The sequence below is a fragment of the Leclercia adecarboxylata genome (assembly GCF_006874705.1).
In the GTDB taxonomy this organism is placed as follows: domain Bacteria; phylum Pseudomonadota; class Gammaproteobacteria; order Enterobacterales; family Enterobacteriaceae; genus Enterobacter; species Enterobacter adecarboxylatus_C.
Map to the genome: position 1 here is coordinate 2,804,283 of NZ_CP035382.1, position 19,286 is coordinate 2,823,568.

Consider the following 19,286-nt stretch of genomic DNA (forward strand, 5'->3'; position numbering starts at 1 on the left):
CCTCCTTAAACCGCATCCGGCAGGTCGGCGATCAGCTTATCCAGGGTGATGGGATAGTCCCGGACTCGCACCCCCGTCGCGTTATACACCGCATTGGCAATGGCCGCGCCCACGCCGCACAGGCCCAGCTCGCCCACGCCTTTGGCCTTCATCGGGGAGGATATGGGGTCGGTGTCATCGAGGAAAATCACCTTCTGCTCGGGAATATCGGCATGGACCGGGACTTCATACCCCGCCATGTCGTGGTTGACGAAATAGCCCAGGCGGGTATCCACCGCCAGCTCTTCCATCAGCGCCGCGCCCAGCCCCATGGTCATCGCGCCAATCACCTGGCTGCGGGCGGTTTTCGGGTTCAGGATGCGTCCGGCCGCGCACACCGCGAGCATGCGACGCACCCGCACCTCTCCGGTCGCACTGTCCACGCCCACCTCGATGAAATGTCCGGCAAAGGTCGACTGCTGATACTGCTTATCGAGATCGCCGAATTCGATACCGTCTTCGGCGGTCAGCGTGCCGTTGGCGGCGGCCTCGGCAATGTCCGCGCTGCGGGTATCAGTCGTTATCTTGCCGTCGCTGAACTGCGCCTGGTCGGGATCGAAACCCAGCTTTGTGGCAATGGCTTCGCGTAGCTTGACGCAGGCGGCGTAGACCCCCGAGGTGGAGGTGTTGGCTCCCCACTGGCCGCCAGAACCGGCGGAGACCGGGAAGCTGGAATCACCGAGGTGAACCGTCACCTTTTCCAGCGGCACGCCCAGCATCTCCGCCGCCGTCTGGGCGATGATGGTATAGCTCCCGGTGCCGATATCGGTCATGTCGGTTTCTACCGTCAGGTTTCCGGCGGCGTCCAGATGCACCCGGGCGGCGGATTTATCTAACAGGTTATTACGAAAACCGGCCGCCATGCCGATGCCCACCAGCCAGCGCCCGTCGCGAACCTGCCCGGGCGTCGCGTTGCGCTGTTTCCAGCCGAACTCCTCGGCACCGGTACGCAGGCACTCGATAAGCTGACGACGTGAAAAAGGACGGCTGGGATCGGCCGGATCGACCTGAGTGTCATTGAGGATGCGGAATTCAACCGGATCGACGCCCGCTTTTTCCGCCATTTCGTCGATGGCGATCTCCAGCGCCATCATACCCGGCGCTTCGCCGGGCGCGCGCATGGCGTTGCCTTCAGGCAGATCCAGCTTTGCCAGCCGCAGGCCGGTATGGCGATTCGCGCCAGCGTAGAGCAGCTCGGTCTGCTGAACCGCGGTCTCCGGCGTGCCGCCGGGAAGATTACCGGACCAGCTGTCGTGCGCGATGGCGGTAATTTTCCCGGCGCTGTCAGTCCCGATACGGATATGTTGAATGGTGGCCGGACGGTGGGTGGTGTTATTGGGGATCGTCGGTCGCGACAGCATCACCTTAACCGGGCGCTTGATGGCGCGGGCAGCCAGCGCGGCCAGCAGGGCATCGCTTCGCAGGAACAGCTTGCCGCCAAAGCCGCCGCCGATATAGGGGGAGATAACACGCACATTCTCCTGCGGGATCTTCAGGGTCTCCGCCAGGTCGGTACGGCACCAGGCCACCATCTGATTGGAGGTCCAGAGGGTCACCTTGTCGCCCTCCCAGGCGGCCATCGAGGCGTGCGGCTCCATCGCCATATGGCTCTGGTCGGGGGTGGTGTAGGTCGCATCCAGCTTCACCGCGGCGGCGGAAAAAGCGGCGTCAAAATCCCCGGTGTTTTTATCGGGCGTCTTCTCAGGGGGCTGTTTGACGGCGGGTTTTTCCTCCGCCAGCGAGTAAGATCCCTTTTCACGCCGGTAGCTCACCTGCACCAGCGACGCCGCCGCCCGGGCCTGCTCAAAGGTCTCTGCCACCACCAGCGCCACGGCCTGATGGTAGTGCTCTATCTTCGGGCCCCCCAGCAGCGTGGCTGCGTTTCTCTCGCCTTTGCCGAGCTCGCCCGCGTTACTGGCGGTGATTACCGTTAACACGCCTGGCGCATTTTTCGCAGCCTGGGTGTCGATAGTCGTTATCTCGCCTTTAGCGATCGCGGAGCCGACGACATAGCCATAGGCCGCGTTGGGCGCCTTATCATGCCACTCGTAGGCGTAGTGCGCCGTGCCGGTGGTTTTTAATGAACCGTCAATACGATCCCGGGGCTGGCCGACCACCCTCAGCTGATCGATCGGGTTTTCACCTGCGGGTTTATCGAATTTCATACCACAGCCCTCGCTTCTGTCAGCACGGAGGCAAGCGTTCGCTTTGCTAGGGTTAATTTGAACGCGTTTTCAGGCGTCGGGTGAGCGTCGGCAAATAACGCGTCATAGACGGCCTGAGCGCCCTGAGAGACTTGCGCATCGGCCTGCTCAACCCGCCAGGGTTTATGGGCCACGCCGCCCAGGGCGACGCGTCCACTGCCGTCTGGCTGGACAATCGCGGCGACCGAGACCAGCGCAAAGGCGTAGGAGGCGCGATCGCGAACTTTACGGTAGATATGCTGCCCACCCACGGGCGGCGGCAGGGTGACGGCGGTGATCAGCTCCCCTGGCGTCAGGACGGTTTCAATATGGGGCGTTTTCCCGGGGGCGCGATAGAAGTCGGCCAGCGGGATTTTACGTTCCTTCCCGTCGGCGGAAATGGTTTCCACTACCGCGTCCAGCAGGCGCATTGCGACAGGCATGTCGCCGGGATGGGTGGCAATACAGGCTTTGCTGCCGCCCACGACCGCATGCTGGCGGCTAAAGCCCTCAAGCGCCGCGCAGCCGCTGCCGGGAAGGCGCTTATTGCAGGGCTGATTGGTGTCGTAAAAATAGGGGCAGCGCGTACGCTGCAGGAGATTACCTGCCGTGGTGGCCTGGTTGCGCAGCTGGCCGGAGGCTCCGGCAAGCAGCGCCCGGGAAAGGACGGCATAGTCACGGCGCACGCGTTCATCCGCGGCCAGATCGGTGTTTCGCACCAGCGCGCCAATACGCAGACCGCCCTCGTCGGTGGCAACAATCTGGTCCAGACCGAGCCCGTTCATGTCGATCAGATGGGTAGGGGTTTCGATCTCCAGCTTCATCAGATCGAGCAGATTGGTGCCCCCGGCGATAAATTTTGCGCCGCTTTTAGCCTGGGCGCTGGCGGCAGCCTCGGCCGGGGTTTTTACCTTCTCGTATGTAAAGGCCTTCATGATTTGAGCTCCCCCGCGGCGTCTTCGATGGCGTCCAGAATGTTGGCGTACGCGCCGCAGCGACAGATGTTACCGCTCATGCGTTCGCGAATTTCATCCGCATTCATTTGTGGAGGAGAGACCAGATCGAGCGTGACGTGGCTGGGAATACCCGCCTCGATCTCTTTCAGTACCGCGACAGAAGAGCAGATCTGCCCTGATGTGCAGTACCCGCACTGGAAACCATCATGTTTGATAAATGCCGCCTGCATGGGATGCAGATTGTCAGGCGTGCCCAGCCCTTCGATGGTGGTGATCTCTGCATCCTGATGCATGATCGCCAGCGTCAGACAGGCGTTAATCCGGCGGCCATCCACCAGCACGGTACAGGCCCCGCACTGTCCGTGGTCGCAGCCTTTTTTGGTGCCGGTCAGCTGCAAATTTTCACGCAGCGCATCCAGCAGGGTGGTGCGTGTATCGACATCAAGTTGCTGACTTTTGCCGTTCACGCGCAGCGTCAGGGGCAGGATCTCCGGCGCGGGCGTGACGGCGGGCTCGCCCTCGGCCAGTGCACCACAAGGGTACACCGCTGCGGTCGCTGCCGCAGCGGCACTGACTTTGATTAGATCCCGTCGGGAGAGGCTGAAATCGTGTTTCTGTCCGTCTTCAGGATATTCGCCTTGGTTGCTCATGCCAGGCCTCCGGTATTTAAAGGGGGATAAAAAGAAAGAGGGCGCGACTGTGTCGTCTGTTTTTTAAACGTTAAGCATAGACGGCGATGCGGGCGGGATTATTCTTAAATCGTGAATGCTGTTATGAGGGGAGTTGATAAATGTGTGGAGGTTTTAATACGTGAGAATTTACCCGGCCCCGGCAAGCACGGGTCTGTTGCGCTACATAACGGTGATGGCAGGCATGAAATAATGCCTGCCATCTTTTATCAACTCATCTGCGCGTAAACTGCTGCTCGGTGATAGAGCTACCCCACTGATCGCCTTGCCACTCTTTCGCTAATTCAAAGCCGAATGACTCATACAAGCGCCGTGCCGCCGCCAGCTTATTAAAGGTCCACAGCTGAACCGCAGAAAACGCTCTCTCATCGCAAAATTTCATCGCTTCGGCAATCAGCTTTCTGCCCACGCCGCCGCCGCGACAGCCATCGTCAAGGATGAACCAGCGCAAATGCGCCTCATTGTTTCCCAGATCTTCGCCATCAATAGCGACAGATCCGACGATGCGCCCGTTGAGCATTGCCAGCCAGATTTGATTGCATGGCTTATCCAGACGCCCTGAAAATTCCGCCAGGCCTGCGGCGACCTTACTCTCAAAGAAGCTGCCGAAATTGTGTTCGCGTGCATAAAAGCTGCCGTGCATTTCCGTTATGCGACCAATCATTCCCGGGTGATAGCCAGAGACAATTTCGATGGCGCTTCTGGTGTTCAGGTCGGCATCATCGCGGCAGGCTTTCAGGGCGTTGGCATAGACGCCAAGACCCTCGGAAACGATGCGCTGCTGGCTGGCGTCCATTTTTTGCAGGGCTGAAATGACGCGTTCATTGCCGTAGGCATTAATCTTCCGCACGGTTTCTTTGCCCTGTGCGCTAAGGCTCAGCTGCTTGAACCGTGCATCTTCCGTGGAGGGAGTTTCTTCCAGCTCACCGGCCTTAATCAGTTTGGCGAGCATCCGGCTGACGCTGGATTTCTCAAGCCCCAGAACCTGCACTATCTGGGCTGCCGTCATTGAGCCCCGGGCCTCCATTTCCAGCAGGGTATGCACAACAGAAGGGGAGTAGTCCGTTGCCGCCAGCGTCTGGTTCATAAAGCCGAGCTCCCGCACCATCAGGCGCGACGAGATACGGATGTCTTCAACAATCGATGATTCAGCCATCATTAACCTTAACCTTTAAAATATAGTTGTATTATACAACCATGTTTCACAAGTGGCTGTCAATTAAGGCCAGAACCGCCACGCTGCTAGTAGCACCGCGACGTTAAGTATCACGCTGAGCATAAACCGGGTCTTAAACGGCTGTTTCTGGGTTTTATGGCGAAACAGCTGCTGGCCGAGGATCGCCCCCGGCCAGCCACCTACCACGCCAAATATCAGCAACGTGGCTTCAGGCACCCGGCGCCAGGCCTTACGGGCCGCCATTTTATCCGCGCCATAGATAACGAACGTCAGCACGCTGGCAAGTACAAACCAAATTGGCAAAGGGTGTGGCAGCGATGCACTGCCCGCAGCGGCGAGGGCCAGAAGAAAGTAACAGAGGTAATTAAGATTCATAGGACAGCAATGGCATGAACGAAAACAGGGAGGGCAATGATACGCGATTCTACGGGGAGAAGAATCGCGTCATACCGATCACCCCGCCTCCAGCCCCCCGAAGCTGACAATCCTTGAACGCCCCAGCTCCTTCGCCCGGTACAGCGCCACGTCGGCGGCGCGCAGCAGGGCGTCGCTCTGGGCGTGCTGCGGATAGCTGGCGATACCAATCGACACATCCACCGTGCCAATCTCCGCCAGCTCATAGCGCAGCGCCAGGCCGTGCACGTTGGTATGAATTTCGGAAGCGCAGGCAAAGGCCGCGGCCTCGTCCGCCCCAGGAAGCAGGACCAGAAACTCCTCCCCGCCATAGCGAAACGCCATCCCCTTGTTGCTCACCGCCCGCTGCACCACCGTCGCCACGCTTTTAATCACCAGATCGCCGGCATCGTGACCAAACTTGTCGTTAATGGCTTTGAAGTGGTCGATATCGATCATCAGACAGCTTACCGGCTGCCCGGTATGCTGCGCCTGGCTCATCTGGGTGCGCAGGGCATCGTCCAGATGATGACGATTACGCAGATTGGTCAGCGGATCGAATAACGCTTTCTCCAGCAGGGCATCACGCAGGCGCTGGTTGGCCAGCGCCAGGCCGAGGGCCTCAGCCATCAGCTCCAGATAGGCGCGGGACGGAGCCATTGCCGGGGTCACGTTCTGGAACGAGAGCAGGCCGATGGTCTCGCCCTGGGCAATCAGCGGTACGCAGAGTGAATGACTGGCGCAGGCGTCGGGCAGGTGATAGCAGGTAATATCCGGCTCGCCGGTCACCGGCGGATGGCTCTGTCCGCGGCGCACTGCCCAGCACTGGTCCGGGTGGAAGGGTTCGGACTCACCCTGCGGGTCGAGCCATTCGGCGGCGCAGTGCATCTGCCACGGATCCCGTTCGAGAAGCCAGAGCCGTCCGGGAATGCCCGGGGCAATGCCGGGCGCAAACAGCCGCGCCACGTTCAGGACATCTTCGACCGACTCGCAGCCCTGCAGGCGCTGGGTCATGCGCGCCAGCAGCTCGCGGATCGCCCAGTCGGCATCACGCTCCTGTTCCAGCCGCTGTCGCACAAGGCCGTTTTCGCGAAAGATACGGATCGCCTGTGCCATATCGCCAATCTCATCGATCTGGCGGTAGTCCGGGGCTTCGACCGCATAATCCTGCGAGGCCAGCCGGTTGACCACATCGCTCAGGCGCACCACCGGGCGCAGCACCCGGCGTTTAAGGATAAAACCGAGCACAAACAAAAACATCAGCGCGGTCAGGCCGACCATCACCTCCGAGAGCGTCCGCAGCCCGCGGGATTTTACCGTGGCATCGTCAATCGCCGCGTCGGTACGCCTGTCCAGCATCTGACGAAAATGGTCGAGCTGATTCTGTACCTGCTCCAGCTCGTTCTCATAGCGCTCGCCATACATCAGCGCGATGGCCTGGGGTTGCTCCCCGCGCCCCACGCTGGCGATAGCGCTCTGCTGCTCATCCTGCAGTGCATCGGCCACCTGCAAACCTTCATGCAGCAGCGCCAGCTCATCCTCACTGGCGCCCACGTCTTTCAGCTTCTGCAGACGATGCTCAATCCCGGCCATGGATGCCGCTTTCTGGCGGTACTCGTCGGCCGTCGCAGGATCCTGTTTGATGACGTACAGCCGCGCCAGGTCAGAGAGCGCCCAGGCGTCGGTCTCCACCTCTTCGGTGAGCCGATCGAATATATAGCGCTGTTCAACGGCCTGCCGCTCAACGTTTTCGGCGCTGGAGGCCATCAACATGGCCACCCCGGAAGCGAGGGTCAGGCAGACCGTGGCGCCGTATGCCCAGTTAGTGATGGTGGCGATACGCACGGCTTATTCCTTTTTCATAAATCAGGGGAATTTTTCCCTTCTTCGATAATCGCGTCGTCAATCTCTTCGGCATTACCGGCATGATCGCGACCCGAGAGCAGGTTCCAGCAGGCGATAAACAGCGCGGCGATGAGCGGACCAATCACAAAGCCGTTGATACCGTAAATCTCCATCCCGCCGAGGGTGGTGATGAGGATGAGGTAGTCGGGCATTTTGGTGTCTTTCCCCACCAGCAACGGACGCAGGAGGTTATCCACCAGGCCCACCACCAGCACAAAGAACCCGACGATAAACAGGCCCTGCCACAGCTGATGGGTGGCGAAGAGGAATATGGCCGCCGGTACCCAGACGATGGCCGAGCCGACCGCCGGGATCAGCGACAGGAACGCTATCAGCGCGCCCCACAAGATGCTGCCGTTAATACCGACGAACCAGAAGGCGAGCCCGCCCAGCACCCCCTGGACAATGGCCACCACGGCTGTGCCCTTCACCGTCGCTCTGGCGACCCCGGCGAACTTGGCAAACAGGTGGTGTTTGGCGAAATTCGACAGCGGCAGGCTGTCGAGGATCTGGCGCACCAGCCAGGGGCCATCTTTCAGCAAGAAAAACAGCAGATAGACCATCACGCCAAAGCTGATGGCGAAGCCAAAGGTGCCTTTACCGATCAGGAACGCACTTCCGGCGAGGTATTGCCCGCCTCTTAATGCCGCGTCAGAGAGCTTCTGCTGGATCTGCGAGGCGGTATCCAGGTCATGCTCGATCATCAGCGCGCGCAGCCAGCCGGGCAGGTGAGAGAACAGGCTCGCGAACACCCCGGAAAACTGGGTGTCGTTCTGCTGCAGGCGCGTGTAGACGATATTGAGTTCAAAGGCTAACGAGGAAAAGATCACCATCAACGGGATAAAGACGATCAGGCAGATAAGCAGCACGCTCAACAGCGACGCCAGCCCGTTGCGATCGCCCATTTTGATACGCAGCGTATTTTTGACCGGGTAAAAAATCACCGCCAGGATCGCGGCCCACAGGATCGCCGAGAAGTAGGGCGACAGGACATCAAAAAACGCCCAGGTGACGAGCAGGAGTATAAGAATGAAAAACCCTTTGGTCAGTCCGTTAAATCGCATTAGCTCATCCTTTATTAATGAAACACTACGACTATAGAGTGTTTTGCGTAATTTAACATATTGCGATATGACGCCGGGTGGCGGCTGCGCCTTACCCGGCCTACGTGGATTGGTAGGCCCGCGCAAGCGCAGCGCCGCCGGGCGACAGGCCGCAACGCCCGCCAGTTTAGCGTGTAAAAAACAGATACCACTTTCGCCTGACCGACGGGATGACCGGCGCGGTGCATGCTGTAAGTACCGGCTTGCAGGAGGTGTCCTATGGCATGGCGACCCTATCTTTACGTTATTTATACGGTGCGGCCCCGGCTGAGCGCCCGCCGCGCGCGTCTTCGTCTGGTGCATGGCTAGCAATTTGTTAACAATCGCGGTATAAAAACACCTTCTTTGGATGTTTAGATGTCCATACGTATAGAAGGTGATATGCAAACACAACAAAACGGGCAGCTACAGCGCACCATGAAGACCCGCCATCTGATCATGCTCTCCCTCGGCGGCGTGATTGGTACCGGGCTGTTTTTTAATACGGGATACATTATTTCCACCACCGGGGCGGCGGGGACGCTGCTGGCCTATCTGATTGGCGCGCTGGTGGTCTGGCTGGTGATGCAGTGCCTCGGCGAACTCTCCGTGGCGATGCCGGAGACCGGCGCCTTTCACGTCTATGCCGCGCGCTATCTCGGCCCGGCGACCGGCTACACCGTGGCGTGGCTCTACTGGCTCACCTGGACGGTGGCGCTGGGATCGAGCTTTACCGCTGCCGGATTCTGCATGCAGTACTGGTTCCCACAGGTGCCGGTCTGGGTCTGGTGTGTGGTCTTCTGCGCGGTGATTTTCGCCCTCAACGTTATCTCGACCCGCTTCTTTGCTGAAGGCGAGTTCTGGTTCTCGCTGGTGAAAGTCATCACCATCATCGCCTTTATTATCCTCGGCGGGGCGGCGATCTTTGGCTTTATCCCGATGCAGGACGGTTCTCCCGCGCCGGGGCTGAGCAACATCACCGCTGAAGGCTGGTTCCCGCACGGCGGGCTGCCGATCCTGATGACCATGGTGGCGGTTAACTTTGCCTTCTCCGGCACCGAGCTGATCGGCATTGCAGCGGGTGAAACCGAAAATCCGCACAAGGTGATCCCTGTCGCCATCCGCACCACCATTGCCCGTCTGATCATCTTCTTTATCGGCACCGTCTTCGTGCTGGCGGCGCTGATCCCGATGCAGCAGGCCGGGGTGGAAAAAAGTCCGTTCGTGCTGGTGTTTGAGAAGGTCGGCATTCCGTATGCCGCGGATATCGTTAACTTCGTGATCCTGACGGCGATCCTCTCGGCGGCCAACTCCGGGCTGTATGCCTCCGGGCGCATGCTGTGGTCGCTGTCGAACGAGAAAACCCTGCCGCGCTGCTTTGCCCGGGTTAACAAAAACGGCGTGCCGCTGACGGCGCTGTCGGTGTCGATGCTCGGCGGCGTGCTGGCGCTCTTTTCCAGCGTAGTGGCCCCGGACACGGTGTTTGTCGCCCTGTCGGCCATCTCGGGCTTTGCGGTGGTGGCGGTGTGGATCAGCATCTGCGCCTCGCACTTTGTCTTCCGCCGCCGTCATTTGCAGGCCGGTAAACCGCTCGGCGACTTACACTACCGCGCGCCCTGGTATCCGCTGGTGCCGGTGCTGGGCTTTATTCTGTGCCTGGTGGCCTGCGTCGGTCTGGCCTTTGACTCGAGCCAGCGCATTGCCCTTTACTGTGGGCTGCCGTTTGTGGCGCTGTGCTATGGCGCGTACTACCTTACTCAAAATCTGAAATCCCAGGAGCCTGAACATGTCGCAGAATAATCCGCTTACCGCCCTCCTTGAGACCCAGCCGTTTGTGGTGCTGGACGGGGCGATGGCAACGGAACTGGAAGCGCGTGGCTGTAACCTGGCCGACAGCCTGTGGTCGGCCAAAGTGTTAATGGAAAACCCGGAGCTGATCCGCGACGTGCATCTCGACTACTTCCGCGCCGGAGCGCAGGTGGCGATCACCGCCAGCTATCAGGCCACCCCGGACGGCTTTGCCGCCCGCGGGCTGGACGAGGCGCAGTCCCGGACGCTGATCGGTAAAAGCGTCGAGCTGGCCCGCAAGGCGCGGGAGGCGTACCTGGCGGAAAATCCGCAGGCCGGCGCGCTGCTGGTCGCGGGCTCGGTCGGGCCTTATGGGGCTTATCTGGCCGACGGGTCGGAATACCGCGGCGACTACGTGCGTAGTGCTGAGGTGTTTCAGGCGTTTCACCGCCCGCGGGTGGAAGCGCTGCTGGATGCCGGAGCCGACCTGCTGGCCTGCGAAACCCTGCCGTCGTTTGCTGAGATGAAGGCGCTGGCGGAGCTGCTGACGGCATACCCGCGTGCCCGGGCGTGGTTCTCGTTCACCCTGCGCGACAGCGAGCACCTGAGCGACGGCACCCCGCTGCGCGAGGTGGTGTCGGTGCTGGCGAACTATCCACAGATTGTTGCCCTGGGCATTAACTGTATCGCGCTGGAGAACACCACTGCCGTGCTGCAACATCTGCAGAGCCTGACCGCGCTGCCGCTGGTGGTCTACCCGAACTCGGGCGAGCATTACGATGCGGTGAGCAAAACCTGGCATCACCACGGCGAAGCCTGCGAAACGCTGGCGGGGTATCTGCCGCAGTGGTTAGCGGCAGGCGCGAAGCTGATCGGCGGGTGCTGCCGCACAACGCCGAAGGATATTGCGGAGATTACTGCTCAGCGCTGAGGATAGTGCCGCACGATCGGTTTCGGTTGAGGGACTTCCGTTAAAAATTCATTTCTCGGGCGGCTCCCTCTGTTCACTGGGGGAGAGGCAACAAATACGAAAACGGCAACCAAATTTGTAGAGCCAGTCATTTAAGCCACTGACTGGCTTTACGATTGCCCCATTTATTTTATTTTTGCGTCTCATTCTGTTTTGCTGGCTTCATCCATGTATCATCATATTTAATATTTCCTCTTACATAATTCCATTCAATACCTCGGAATCTTAGCCCCACTACTTCATGCATGTTTGGGGTAGAACTACCAGGATAATAAACATGCGTGAAATCCACAGAAGAAACTACAACACTCTCTAGCTTAATATTATAAATCTCAACCTCTATTCCTGCTTCTACGATTTCATAATATTTAAGAACCGCTTTTTGTAATCTCTTTTGCTCACACACAGCGATAGCAAAGAAAGGGCTGATTTTATCAAGTTGCTTATGAATTACTACAGGGCTATGTTGTCTACATCCTGTCATATTTCCTGTATTACTATCTACTGGCTGCCTTACACCGTAACTACTGTTCATAACTTCTATTGCACCCTCACGGCCTGAAGCCATGCAATCCCCGGGAATATGCATTCCATTTTCATCATACAGAAATAAATAAGCTGGCAGTGACATAATTAGCGGTTTCCATCGTTGTCTATAAAGAACGAATCAGAATAACTGATTCCATTTAAACTATATGCAATATTATAGTTATATCCCTTTGGTAATTTAACGCTCACGCATGTATCAGGGTATGATAATGAAATTTTATCATTGGCTTTTACAACCGTGTATTTTTTATCAGGCCAATAGTAAATGCTATAGCGTTCCAGAATATCATTCTTATTTATAGTAAAGCAGATGGTATTATCTTGCATAAACACACTACGATGCATAGGTGCTGGTTTTCCTCCACCAGGGCAACCCGTAAGGATAAGAATGAAAGATAATGTGAATAATTTCTTCATCCCGGGAATCCTTTCAAAACTGATTTGTATTTTCTAATTAATTCATGAGTGGATACATTCGGATGATAATCTCTATATTCTGTTAAATATAACGTATCGCTATTAAACCCATATGTAAGAAGTAGCCAATAATCGCTGGCAATTGATGCTTGTTGTTCTAGCCCATAATGGAGGAAGTTAGCTTTATCTAACCTGTAACTATAATCAGCGAAGCGAGAGAATAACCCTCTGGTTCTGACAAACATTCCCTTTTGTGCTTGCCATGCATGAACCATTTCATGCATAAATCTATGTTTCTTCTGCAGCTCTCTTTCTAAAGAAAAATCTGGTGAATAGGTTCCCTCTCTAAACCATAATTCGCCGTCAGGAGCCATTGCAACATCTACAGGTTGCAGGTTGAATGGTAAATAACCTTCACGATGTACCCAAATGCGGCTATAGATCAGACTTCCACCAAACAAAGTCCTGGCTAATGCAATTTCACCTATCGTCAGTTGTCTGACTCCACCGGGTATAATGGGTGTTCCTGATGTGGGTTTTATACTTTCATCAACTGGCATTTAGTATCCCTCTAATTGCTGTTGGTTTTGTATGTTAATCGTACAGCATGCAACGGGAGAGAGGAAGCATGGTTTACAGAAAAGCCCTTAAAATTAAAAGGCTTTAAGTGAAACTGGTAGGATGAACCGTAGGCCCGGCAAGCGCAGCGCCGCCGGGCATCAGACCGCACCTCTGCTTACGCCAGCAGTTCAATCACCCCTTCATCTGTTCTGAGCCAGCGCGGCATCTTAAGCGTATCGGCGTAGAAGCTGACCAGTTCTCCCAGCAGATCCTGGATGACTCTTTCCGCGTCCGGAGTGAGTGAGCCACCGATTAGCTGCTGGGTCAGTACCTGGCAATAGCGCCCCAGTTGATCGGCCTCGGGCTCAAACACAGGAAGACGGGTCGGGAAATCGTCTACCGTCAGGCTTTCTTTATAGCGCCTCCGGAACCGGCTCGAGCAGCGTGGGTTGCAGCAGCGACAGACAGGCCGCAAGTCGTCCGTAAAGGGCGAATTTTTCTGCGGGAATATCGCACTCCAGCAGCGCATCCATAAAGCGCTCGCAGTTGTCCGCCAGCTCAGTAAAGGCGGTGCTGTGATTGAAGGGCAGGGTTAATAACGCATGAGCGTGGGTTAGGGTCGTCGCCATAAAGGCATCCTCCAGTATGTAGTGTTTGAACCACCACCGGAGAGGCTAATCTCGCGGGTGGTGGCGCCGAACGGAGTTAGCCTTACCGGCCATACTGGAAACCGGCGCATCTTACGATGCCCCCGTCCGGCCCACCATTGAGGTGTAACCGTACGCACGACATATTAAACACATGTCGCCAGTATGAAGTCCAGGAGGCTAATCCCGACGCCTGATTTTGCAGGCGTGGGAAAACGATACTGTGATATCCCTGTTGCAACAAGGGGCATTCCCGGAAGCGGCCTCGCAAAACAAGAAATTAAGGTGGGGTGGTTATGCCGGGTGGCGGCTGCGCCTTACCCCGGCCTACATTTTTGGGTTTTGTAGGCCCGTGCAAGCGCAGCGCCGCCGGGCATCTATCAGGCCACCTCTGCTAACACAAACATCCCGTACGGGTGGATCTCCAGGTAATACGTCTCCCCGACGTCAGGCTGCAATCGTGTGGCGTTGACCTGCAACAAAATCTCCTGCCCGTGCCACTCCACAATCACTTCGTACTGCGGCCCCATATAGGCGACGTGGCGGATCACGCAGCGCTGGCTCTCTTCGCCGTGCTGGCTCAGGGTGATCGCCTCCGGGCGCACGCCGACGGTGCCCGTACCTTGCGCGGCAAAGTGCAGCGGGCGCGGCAGGCGGTAGCCGTGGATCGCCACGGACTCGTGGCTGAAGCTGGCCGGGAACAGGTTGGCATCGCCCATAAAGCTCGCCATAAAGCGCGACGCCGGCTGGCGATAGAGATCCTGTGGCGAGCCAATCTGCATGATATTGCCCTTATTCATCACCAGCACGGTATCCGAGACCGCAAAGGCCTCGCTCTGATCGTGGGTCACGTACAGCGAGGTGATGTTGAACTGCTTTTGCAGCTCGCGGATCTTGTCGCGCATGCTGCGGCGCAGGTTGGCGTCGAGGTTACTCAGCGGCTCATCAAACAGCAGCACTTTCGGTTTGAGGATAAGCGCCCGGGCCAGGGCCACGCGCTGCTGCTGGCCGCCGGAGATCTGATCCACATAGCGATCGTCGAAGCCCTCCAGATCCACCATCGCCAGCGCCTCTTTCACGCGGGTTTTGATCTCGGCGCGCGATACGCCGAGCATCTTCAGGCCGTAGCCGACGTTCTCGCCGAGCGACATGTGCGGGAAGAGGGCGTAGGACTGGAATACCATGCAGATATCACGCTGCTGAATGGAGCTGTGGGTCACGTCCTCGCCGTCGATAAAGATCTGCCCGTCGGTGGGTTTCTCCAGCCCGGCCACCAGACGCAGCACCGTGGTTTTACCGCAGCCCGACGGGCCGAGCAGGGTCACCATCTGCCCCTGCGGGATCGCCAGGTTGATGTTTTCAATCACCGTATTCGCGCCAAAGCGCTTGGTCACGTTACGCAGTTCAACGAAATGTTTCTGAGTCATAGTGTTACGCCTGGTTTTTGGCTTTGGAGCGGGAGATACGTGCCTCACCGATCAGCCAGTCAAAGAGGAAAATGATCGCCAGCATGACCACAATCAGGATCGAGCCGTAGGCAATCGCCACGCCGTATTCGCCGTCTTCCACGCGGTTCAGAATGTAGGCCGTAGCCACGCGGGTATCCGGCGTGACGAGGAACACAATGGCGCTGACGGTGGTAATGGCCCGCACAAAGCTGTAGATCAGCGCCGACAGAATGGCCGGGCGCAGCAGCGGCAGCAGGATGTGCGTAATGGTGCGCAGCGACCCGGCACGCAGGCTCAGCGAGGCCTCATCCAGCGACTTGTCGATCTGGCCTAAGCCCGCAATCCCGGCGCGAATGCCCACCGGCACGTTACGCATCACCATTGAGATAATGACGATGGCAGCGGTGCCGGTGAGGTACACCGGGGCGCTGTTAAAGGCGAGGATGTAGGAGACGCCCGCCACGGTACCCGGTACGGCGAAGCACAGCATGGTGGTGAACTCGATGGTCTTTTTGCCTTTAAACTGCTGGCGCACCACGATCCAGGCGATCAGCAACCCGAAGGCGGCGGTGATCGGCGCGGCGATCCCGGCGTAGAGCAGGGTATCCAGCAGCGAAGGCCATGCCCCGTCGCTCATCCCCTGGCCGAACAGCTTGATAAAGTTATCCAGCGTCAGGGTGTAATCCACCCCCCAGTTGACGGTAAAGCTGCCGTAGAAAATGCTGCCGTAGAGCAGGGCGTTAAAAGCGATCCACACCGTCAGCAGGGCGACGACGCCCCACACCAGGGTCACCGGCAGCGGCTGGACGTCACCACGATAGGACTTGCCGGAGACGGTCACGTAGGAGCGTTTGCCGATCCACATGTACTGGATGCAGAACACCAGCAGCGAGAACAGCAGCAGGAACGCCCCGAGGGTGCTGGCGGCCTGGTAATCGAGCTGCGAGCCGGTGATGTAGAAGTAGATCTGCGTCGCCAGCACGTCGAAGTTACCGCCGAGCACCAGCGGGTTACTGAAGTCGGCCAGCGACTGCACGATGACGATCAGGAAGGCGTTCGCCAGCGCCGGCTTCAGCAGCGGGACAAAGACGCCGTTAAAGGTCTGCCAGCGGCTGGCGCGCAGGGTGTATGATGCCTCTTCCAGCGACGGATGAATGGTCTTGATCGCCCCGTCGAGGATCATAAACGCCATCGGGGTGAAGGCCAGCACCTGCGCCAGCCAGATGCCGGTAAAGCCGTACAGCCAGTTGGTGTTGGTCAGGCCAAACCAGTCGACCATCAGCTCGGTAACGTAGCCGGAGCGCCCCATCATCAGCGTCACGCCCAGACCCACCACGAACGGCGGAGTGACGATCGGCAGGATCGAGAAGATGCGGCCAATGATGGCGCTGCGCTTCGCGATGCGGGTGGTGTAGATCGCCAGCACCAGGCCGAAGAAGGTGCAGCCGATCCCTACCGCTATGGAGAGCAGGATCGAGTTAACGATCACCTGAATGATGTGCGACTGCGACAGCACGTTCATAAACGCCAGCGGGGCGAACTTGCCCGCGTCGTTGGTGAACATCGGAATAAAGATGGCGATGCTCGGCCAGACGATAAAGATGCCGATCAGCGCGACGATGGCGATCAGCGAGCCAATCACAAAGCGGTCGCCGCCCAGCCACTCCAGGCGGGTCAGGGCCAGGGTCATGATCGCCCCCAGCGCCACAAACAGCACGATGGTGGCGTAGCCTAAACCACGCCCTTCAATCGTGGCGCTGATGACGATAAACGCCATACACAGCAGCGCCCAGCCGGCGTCGAGGTAGTGGCGGCTGCGCTGTTCGCGCTTCGCCTCGCTAAACGGGCGTACCAACAGCAGCGTGGGGAGCAGATACCACAGCCAGCTGATATTGAAGTGCGACCAGCTGTAGGCATCGAGGATCTCGTCGCTTGTGGATTCCAGCAGGCCATAATCCAGGCTCCAGCTTGGCAGCAGGACAAAGGCCAGCCAGCCAACGAAAACCCAAAGGAAGACCGCATCCCGTTTTTTCACGGGATGAAGAGCGAGTGTCTGTGACATAGGTATTCCGGTGTTGTAGGCCGGGTAAGGCGTTTACGCCGCCACCCGGCAAATGTTCGCAGGAGTGGGCTTATTTACCCATCTTCACGTCGCTGACCCACTTGTTGATCAGCGCTTTGCGCACGTCCGTTGAGCCGTACTTGTCCATGTCGTAGCTGATCAGCTTCAGGTCATCCAGCTTCAGCGAGTTCGGGGAGGTCTCTGCGGTGGTGTTGGTCAGGATCTGATAGGACTTGCCCTGCTTCCACGCCAGCTCCTGGGCCTCTTTCGACAGCACCCAGTCCACGAACAGCTTCGCGTTCTCTTCGTTACGCGCGCCCTTCAGGATGCTGACCCCGCCGATTTCATACCCGGTGCCTTCGCACGGAGAGATCAGCTCCAGCGGGGCGCCTTGCTCTTTTTCCAGCGAATAATCGTGCAGGAAGCCGATGCCGATGGCGGTTTCACCGCGCGCGGCGTTACGCGCCGGGGCAATACCGGATTTGGTGTACTGGGAGACGTTGCCGTTGAGCTGCTTCAGGTAGTCGAAGGCCTGATCTTCCCCCCACAGCTGGACGAAGGTCGCCAGCGCGGTGTAGGCGGTGCCGGAGCTTTGCGGATCGGCAATCTGGATCTCGCCTTTATATTCAGGTTTGGTCAGATCTTTCCAGCACTGCGGTACCGGCAGGTTCTTCTCTTTCAGGCGCTGGGTGTTGACGCCAAAGCCCAGAATACCCACGTAGACCGCCGAGGAGAGGTTGCCTTTCACCTTCGCCGGATCGCGGAATTTCTCCATGATCTGCTCGAGGTTGGCGGATTTGTACGGCTGCAGCAGCCCCATCTCACCGGCCTGGGACTGCGGATCCAGGGTGCCGCCGTACCAGACGTCGGCCTGCGGGTTTTTCTTCTCGGCATCCACCTTCGCCAGGGTGCTGCCGGAGCCGTTGCGGATAAACGAGGTTTTGACGTCGTACTTATCGCCAAACGCCTTGGTTTCGGCCTCACACATTTCGTTGGTGGCGCTGCAGTAGACCACCAGACGGCCTTTGGCCTGTGCGGCACCGGTTAAGGTAGCCAGCGCGATCCCGGAAGCAATGAGGGTAGAGAGAAGCGTTGTTTTCATTATTCAGCCCTTGTTATGACGTTATGTGACTGCGAGAAGCGGTGATGCCCGCCATCAGCAGGGGCATCAGGAGTAAACCCATCAGCACCGCGGCAATCGAGAGCAAACTGAACATCCCCGACCAGCCGTAGCGTTCAATAACCTGTGACAGCGGCCATCCGGCCAGCGCCGCCCCCAGATAGGCAAACACGCCGAGAAAACCGGTAATTGAGCCCGCCGCCTGCTTGTGCCCGCACTCCACGGCGGCAAGGCCGATGAGCATCTGCGGACCAAAGACAAAAAATCCCACCGTAAAAAAGCACATTGCCAGCAGGGCGTAGTGGTGAACCGGGGCCAGCCACAGGGCGGCGACCGATACCATCAGCCCCAGCGTAAACAGCAAAATCATCGGCGCCCGCTGGCCGCTGAACAGAAGATCCGACCCCCATCCGGCAAACAGCGCCCCGAGCAGGCCGCCGACCTCAAACAGCATCACCGTGGCGTTGGCGCTCAGCAGGTTGACCCCGTGGCTCTCCGCCAGCCAGATGTTGCCCCAGTCGTTGAGGGCGATGCGGATCAGATAGACCAGCACATAGGACGCCCCGAGCAGCCAGATCATCGGGTTTTGCAGCATGGTGGTGCGTAACATCTGCCACAGCCCCATCGGCGGGCTCTGTTGTTCCTGGCGCAGCTCCAGCGGATCGTTGCGCCACTCCCCGACCGTCGGGAGACCCTCTTCCTGCGGTGTGCCCCGCAGTTGTGTGGTCAGCCACAGGCCGAGCACGATACTGATGATCCCCGGTGTCAGCATCGCTGCCTGCCAGCCCCAACGATGGGCGGCGAAGGCACAGATCAGCGGAATAATGGCTCCGCCGATATTGATAGAGGTGTTCCAGCATCCCCACCAGAAGCCGCGCTCGTTGCGCGAATACCAGTGGGTAAGCAATCTGGCGCAGGGCGGCCATCCCCATCCCTGAAAGAAGCCGTTCAGCGTCCAGATAAACAGCAGCATGGGCAGAGAATCCCCGAAGGCGAACAGCACGTTCAACACTCCGGTCGCCATCAGGCCGATGCCCATAAACGCCCGCTGGCCCTTACTGTCGTGCCACAGTCCGGCGGCAAATTTCGACAGGCCATAGCTGAGGTAAAACAGCGACCCGATCAGGCCGATGTCGCTTTTGCTCAGCCCCAGATCCATCTGCAATGCCGGCAGGACGTAGTTGAGGCTTTTGCGCGTCAGGTAGAACGCGGCGTAACCAATCACCATGCAGATCAGCAGTCGCGGGCGCAGCCGGCGGTAGCGTTGAGTAACCTGTTCAGCGGACAGTGCGGGCATGGC

General features: G+C 58.4%; 16 protein-coding genes and 1 pseudogene. 2 read left to right on the plus strand and 15 right to left on the minus strand.

Annotated elements, in window-relative coordinates; translation table 11 throughout:
* Positions 1–5: 5 nt before the first annotated feature.
* The 7 genes from paoC to ES815_RS14335 all read right to left on the minus strand — a co-directional run bounded on the left by paoC (position 6) and on the right by ES815_RS14335 (position 8,406).
* The gene (paoC, locus tag ES815_RS14305) at positions 6–2,204 is read right to left on the minus strand and encodes an aldehyde oxidoreductase molybdenum-binding subunit PaoC (RefSeq protein ID WP_142488362.1); all 2,199 of its coding nucleotides are present in this window, start codon (positions 2,202–2,204) and stop codon (positions 6–8) included.
* Positions 2,201–3,157, minus strand: coding sequence for an FAD binding domain-containing protein (locus tag ES815_RS14310; protein ID WP_142488363.1), 957 nt, complete (start codon positions 3,155–3,157; stop codon positions 2,201–2,203). Before ES815_RS14310 ends, paoC begins: the two co-directional genes overlap by 4 nt.
* Positions 3,154–3,828: an aldehyde dehydrogenase iron-sulfur subunit PaoA gene (gene paoA, locus ES815_RS14315; protein WP_142488364.1), complete on the minus strand. Its 675-nt coding sequence runs from the start codon at positions 3,826–3,828 to the stop codon at positions 3,154–3,156. Before paoA ends, ES815_RS14310 begins: the two co-directional genes overlap by 4 nt.
* Positions 3,829–4,081: 253 nt before the next feature.
* Positions 4,082–5,026, minus strand: coding sequence for a bifunctional helix-turn-helix transcriptional regulator/GNAT family N-acetyltransferase (locus ES815_RS14320; RefSeq protein WP_185902335.1), 945 nt, complete (start codon positions 5,024–5,026; stop codon positions 4,082–4,084).
* Positions 5,027–5,086: 60 nt separating this feature from the next.
* The gene (locus ES815_RS14325) at positions 5,087–5,419 is read right to left on the minus strand and encodes a DUF1294 domain-containing protein (protein WP_142488365.1); all 333 of its coding nucleotides are present in this window, start codon (positions 5,417–5,419) and stop codon (positions 5,087–5,089) included.
* Positions 5,420–5,497: 78 nt separating this feature from the next.
* Positions 5,498–7,282: a diguanylate cyclase gene (locus tag ES815_RS14330; RefSeq protein WP_142488366.1), complete on the minus strand. Its 1,785-nt coding sequence runs from the start codon at positions 7,280–7,282 to the stop codon at positions 5,498–5,500.
* Between the two features lie 14 nt (positions 7,283–7,296).
* Positions 7,297–8,406: an AI-2E family transporter gene (locus tag ES815_RS14335; protein WP_142488367.1), complete on the minus strand. Its 1,110-nt coding sequence runs from the start codon at positions 8,404–8,406 to the stop codon at positions 7,297–7,299.
* A gap of 420 nt (positions 8,407–8,826) precedes the next feature.
* Here ES815_RS14335 and mmuP point away from each other — a divergent pair, with 420 nt between their 5' ends.
* Positions 8,827–10,224 carry an S-methylmethionine permease gene (mmuP, locus tag ES815_RS14340; RefSeq protein ID WP_142488368.1) on the plus strand — a complete coding sequence of 466 codons (1,398 nt, stop codon included), beginning with the start codon at positions 8,827–8,829 and terminating at the stop codon, positions 10,222–10,224.
* Positions 10,211–11,143, plus strand: a complete 933-nt coding sequence (mmuM, locus tag ES815_RS14345) for a homocysteine S-methyltransferase (protein WP_142488369.1) — start codon at positions 10,211–10,213, stop codon at positions 11,141–11,143. Before mmuP ends, mmuM begins: the two co-directional genes overlap by 14 nt.
* Before the next feature lie 169 nt (positions 11,144–11,312).
* Here the strand turns inward: mmuM and ES815_RS14350 are convergent, their stop codons facing one another.
* The 8 genes and pseudogenes from ES815_RS14350 to uhpC form a co-directional block, all read right to left on the minus strand.
* Positions 11,313–11,813 carry an Hcp family type VI secretion system effector gene (locus ES815_RS14350; protein WP_142488370.1) on the minus strand — a complete coding sequence of 167 codons (501 nt, stop codon included), beginning with the start codon at positions 11,811–11,813 and terminating at the stop codon, positions 11,313–11,315.
* Positions 11,814–11,815: 2 nt separating this feature from the next.
* Positions 11,816–12,148: a putative T6SS immunity periplasmic lipoprotein gene (locus ES815_RS14355; protein ID WP_142488371.1), complete on the minus strand. Its 333-nt coding sequence runs from the start codon at positions 12,146–12,148 to the stop codon at positions 11,816–11,818.
* Positions 12,145–12,708, minus strand: coding sequence for a type IV secretion protein Rhs (locus ES815_RS14360; RefSeq protein ID WP_142488372.1), 564 nt, complete (start codon positions 12,706–12,708; stop codon positions 12,145–12,147). The genes ES815_RS14355 and ES815_RS14360 overlap by 4 nt, the downstream gene beginning before the upstream one ends.
* 176 nt (positions 12,709–12,884) lie before the next feature.
* A pseudogene (locus tag ES815_RS14365) lies at positions 12,885–13,338 on the minus strand (hypothetical protein).
* 398 nt (positions 13,339–13,736) lie between these two features.
* Complete coding sequence (gene fbpC / locus ES815_RS14370) at positions 13,737–14,783, minus strand: ferric ABC transporter ATP-binding protein (RefSeq protein ID WP_142488373.1); 1,047 nt, start codon at positions 14,781–14,783, stop codon at positions 13,737–13,739.
* A gap of 4 nt (positions 14,784–14,787) precedes the next feature.
* Positions 14,788–16,866 (minus strand): ABC transporter permease, encoded by a 2,079-nt coding sequence (locus tag ES815_RS14375; RefSeq protein ID WP_142488374.1) that lies wholly within the window; start codon positions 16,864–16,866, stop codon positions 14,788–14,790.
* 70 nt (positions 16,867–16,936) lie between these two features.
* Complete coding sequence (locus ES815_RS14380; protein ID WP_106992080.1) at positions 16,937–17,968, minus strand: ABC transporter substrate-binding protein; 1,032 nt, start codon at positions 17,966–17,968, stop codon at positions 16,937–16,939.
* A 13-nt stretch (positions 17,969–17,981) separates the two neighbouring features.
* A complete protein-coding gene (gene uhpC / locus ES815_RS14385) occupies positions 17,982–19,283 on the minus strand; it encodes an MFS transporter family glucose-6-phosphate receptor UhpC (protein WP_142488375.1) in 1,302 nt (433 codons plus the stop codon).
* Positions 19,284–19,286 lie beyond the last annotated feature (3 nt).

Bases quoted from the DNA above. Each gene is read 5' to 3' on its own strand.
- paoC (WP_142488362.1), bottom strand. From the start codon at position 2,204: ATGAAATTCGATAAACCCGCAGGTGAAAACCCGATCGATCAGCTGAGG.
- ES815_RS14310 (WP_142488363.1), bottom strand. From the start codon at position 3,157: ATGAAGGCCTTTACATACGAGAAGGTAAAAACCCCGGCCGAGGCTGCC.
- paoA (WP_142488364.1), bottom strand. From the start codon at position 3,828: ATGAGCAACCAAGGCGAATATCCTGAAGACGGACAGAAACACGATTTC.
- ES815_RS14320 (WP_185902335.1), bottom strand. From the start codon at position 5,026: ATGATGGCTGAATCATCGATTGTTGAAGACATCCGTATCTCGTCGCGC.
- ES815_RS14325 (WP_142488365.1), bottom strand. From the start codon at position 5,419: ATGAATCTTAATTACCTCTGTTACTTTCTTCTGGCCCTCGCCGCTGCG.
- ES815_RS14335 (WP_142488367.1), bottom strand. From the start codon at position 8,406: ATGCGATTTAACGGACTGACCAAAGGGTTTTTCATTCTTATACTCCTG.
- mmuP (WP_142488368.1), top strand. From the start codon at position 8,827: ATGCAAACACAACAAAACGGGCAGCTACAGCGCACCATGAAGACCCGC.
- mmuM (WP_142488369.1), top strand. From the start codon at position 10,211: ATGTCGCAGAATAATCCGCTTACCGCCCTCCTTGAGACCCAGCCGTTT.
- ES815_RS14350 (WP_142488370.1), bottom strand. From the start codon at position 11,813: ATGTCACTGCCAGCTTATTTATTTCTGTATGATGAAAATGGAATGCAT.
- ES815_RS14355 (WP_142488371.1), bottom strand. From the start codon at position 12,148: ATGAAGAAATTATTCACATTATCTTTCATTCTTATCCTTACGGGTTGC.
- ES815_RS14360 (WP_142488372.1), bottom strand. From the start codon at position 12,708: ATGCCAGTTGATGAAAGTATAAAACCCACATCAGGAACACCCATTATA.
- fbpC (WP_142488373.1), bottom strand. From the start codon at position 14,783: ATGACTCAGAAACATTTCGTTGAACTGCGTAACGTGACCAAGCGCTTT.
- ES815_RS14375 (WP_142488374.1), bottom strand. From the start codon at position 16,866: ATGTCACAGACACTCGCTCTTCATCCCGTGAAAAAACGGGATGCGGTC.
- ES815_RS14380 (WP_106992080.1), bottom strand. From the start codon at position 17,968: ATGAAAACAACGCTTCTCTCTACCCTCATTGCTTCCGGGATCGCGCTG.
- uhpC (WP_142488375.1), bottom strand. From the start codon at position 19,283: ATGCCCGCACTGTCCGCTGAACAGGTTACTCAACGCTACCGCCGGCTG.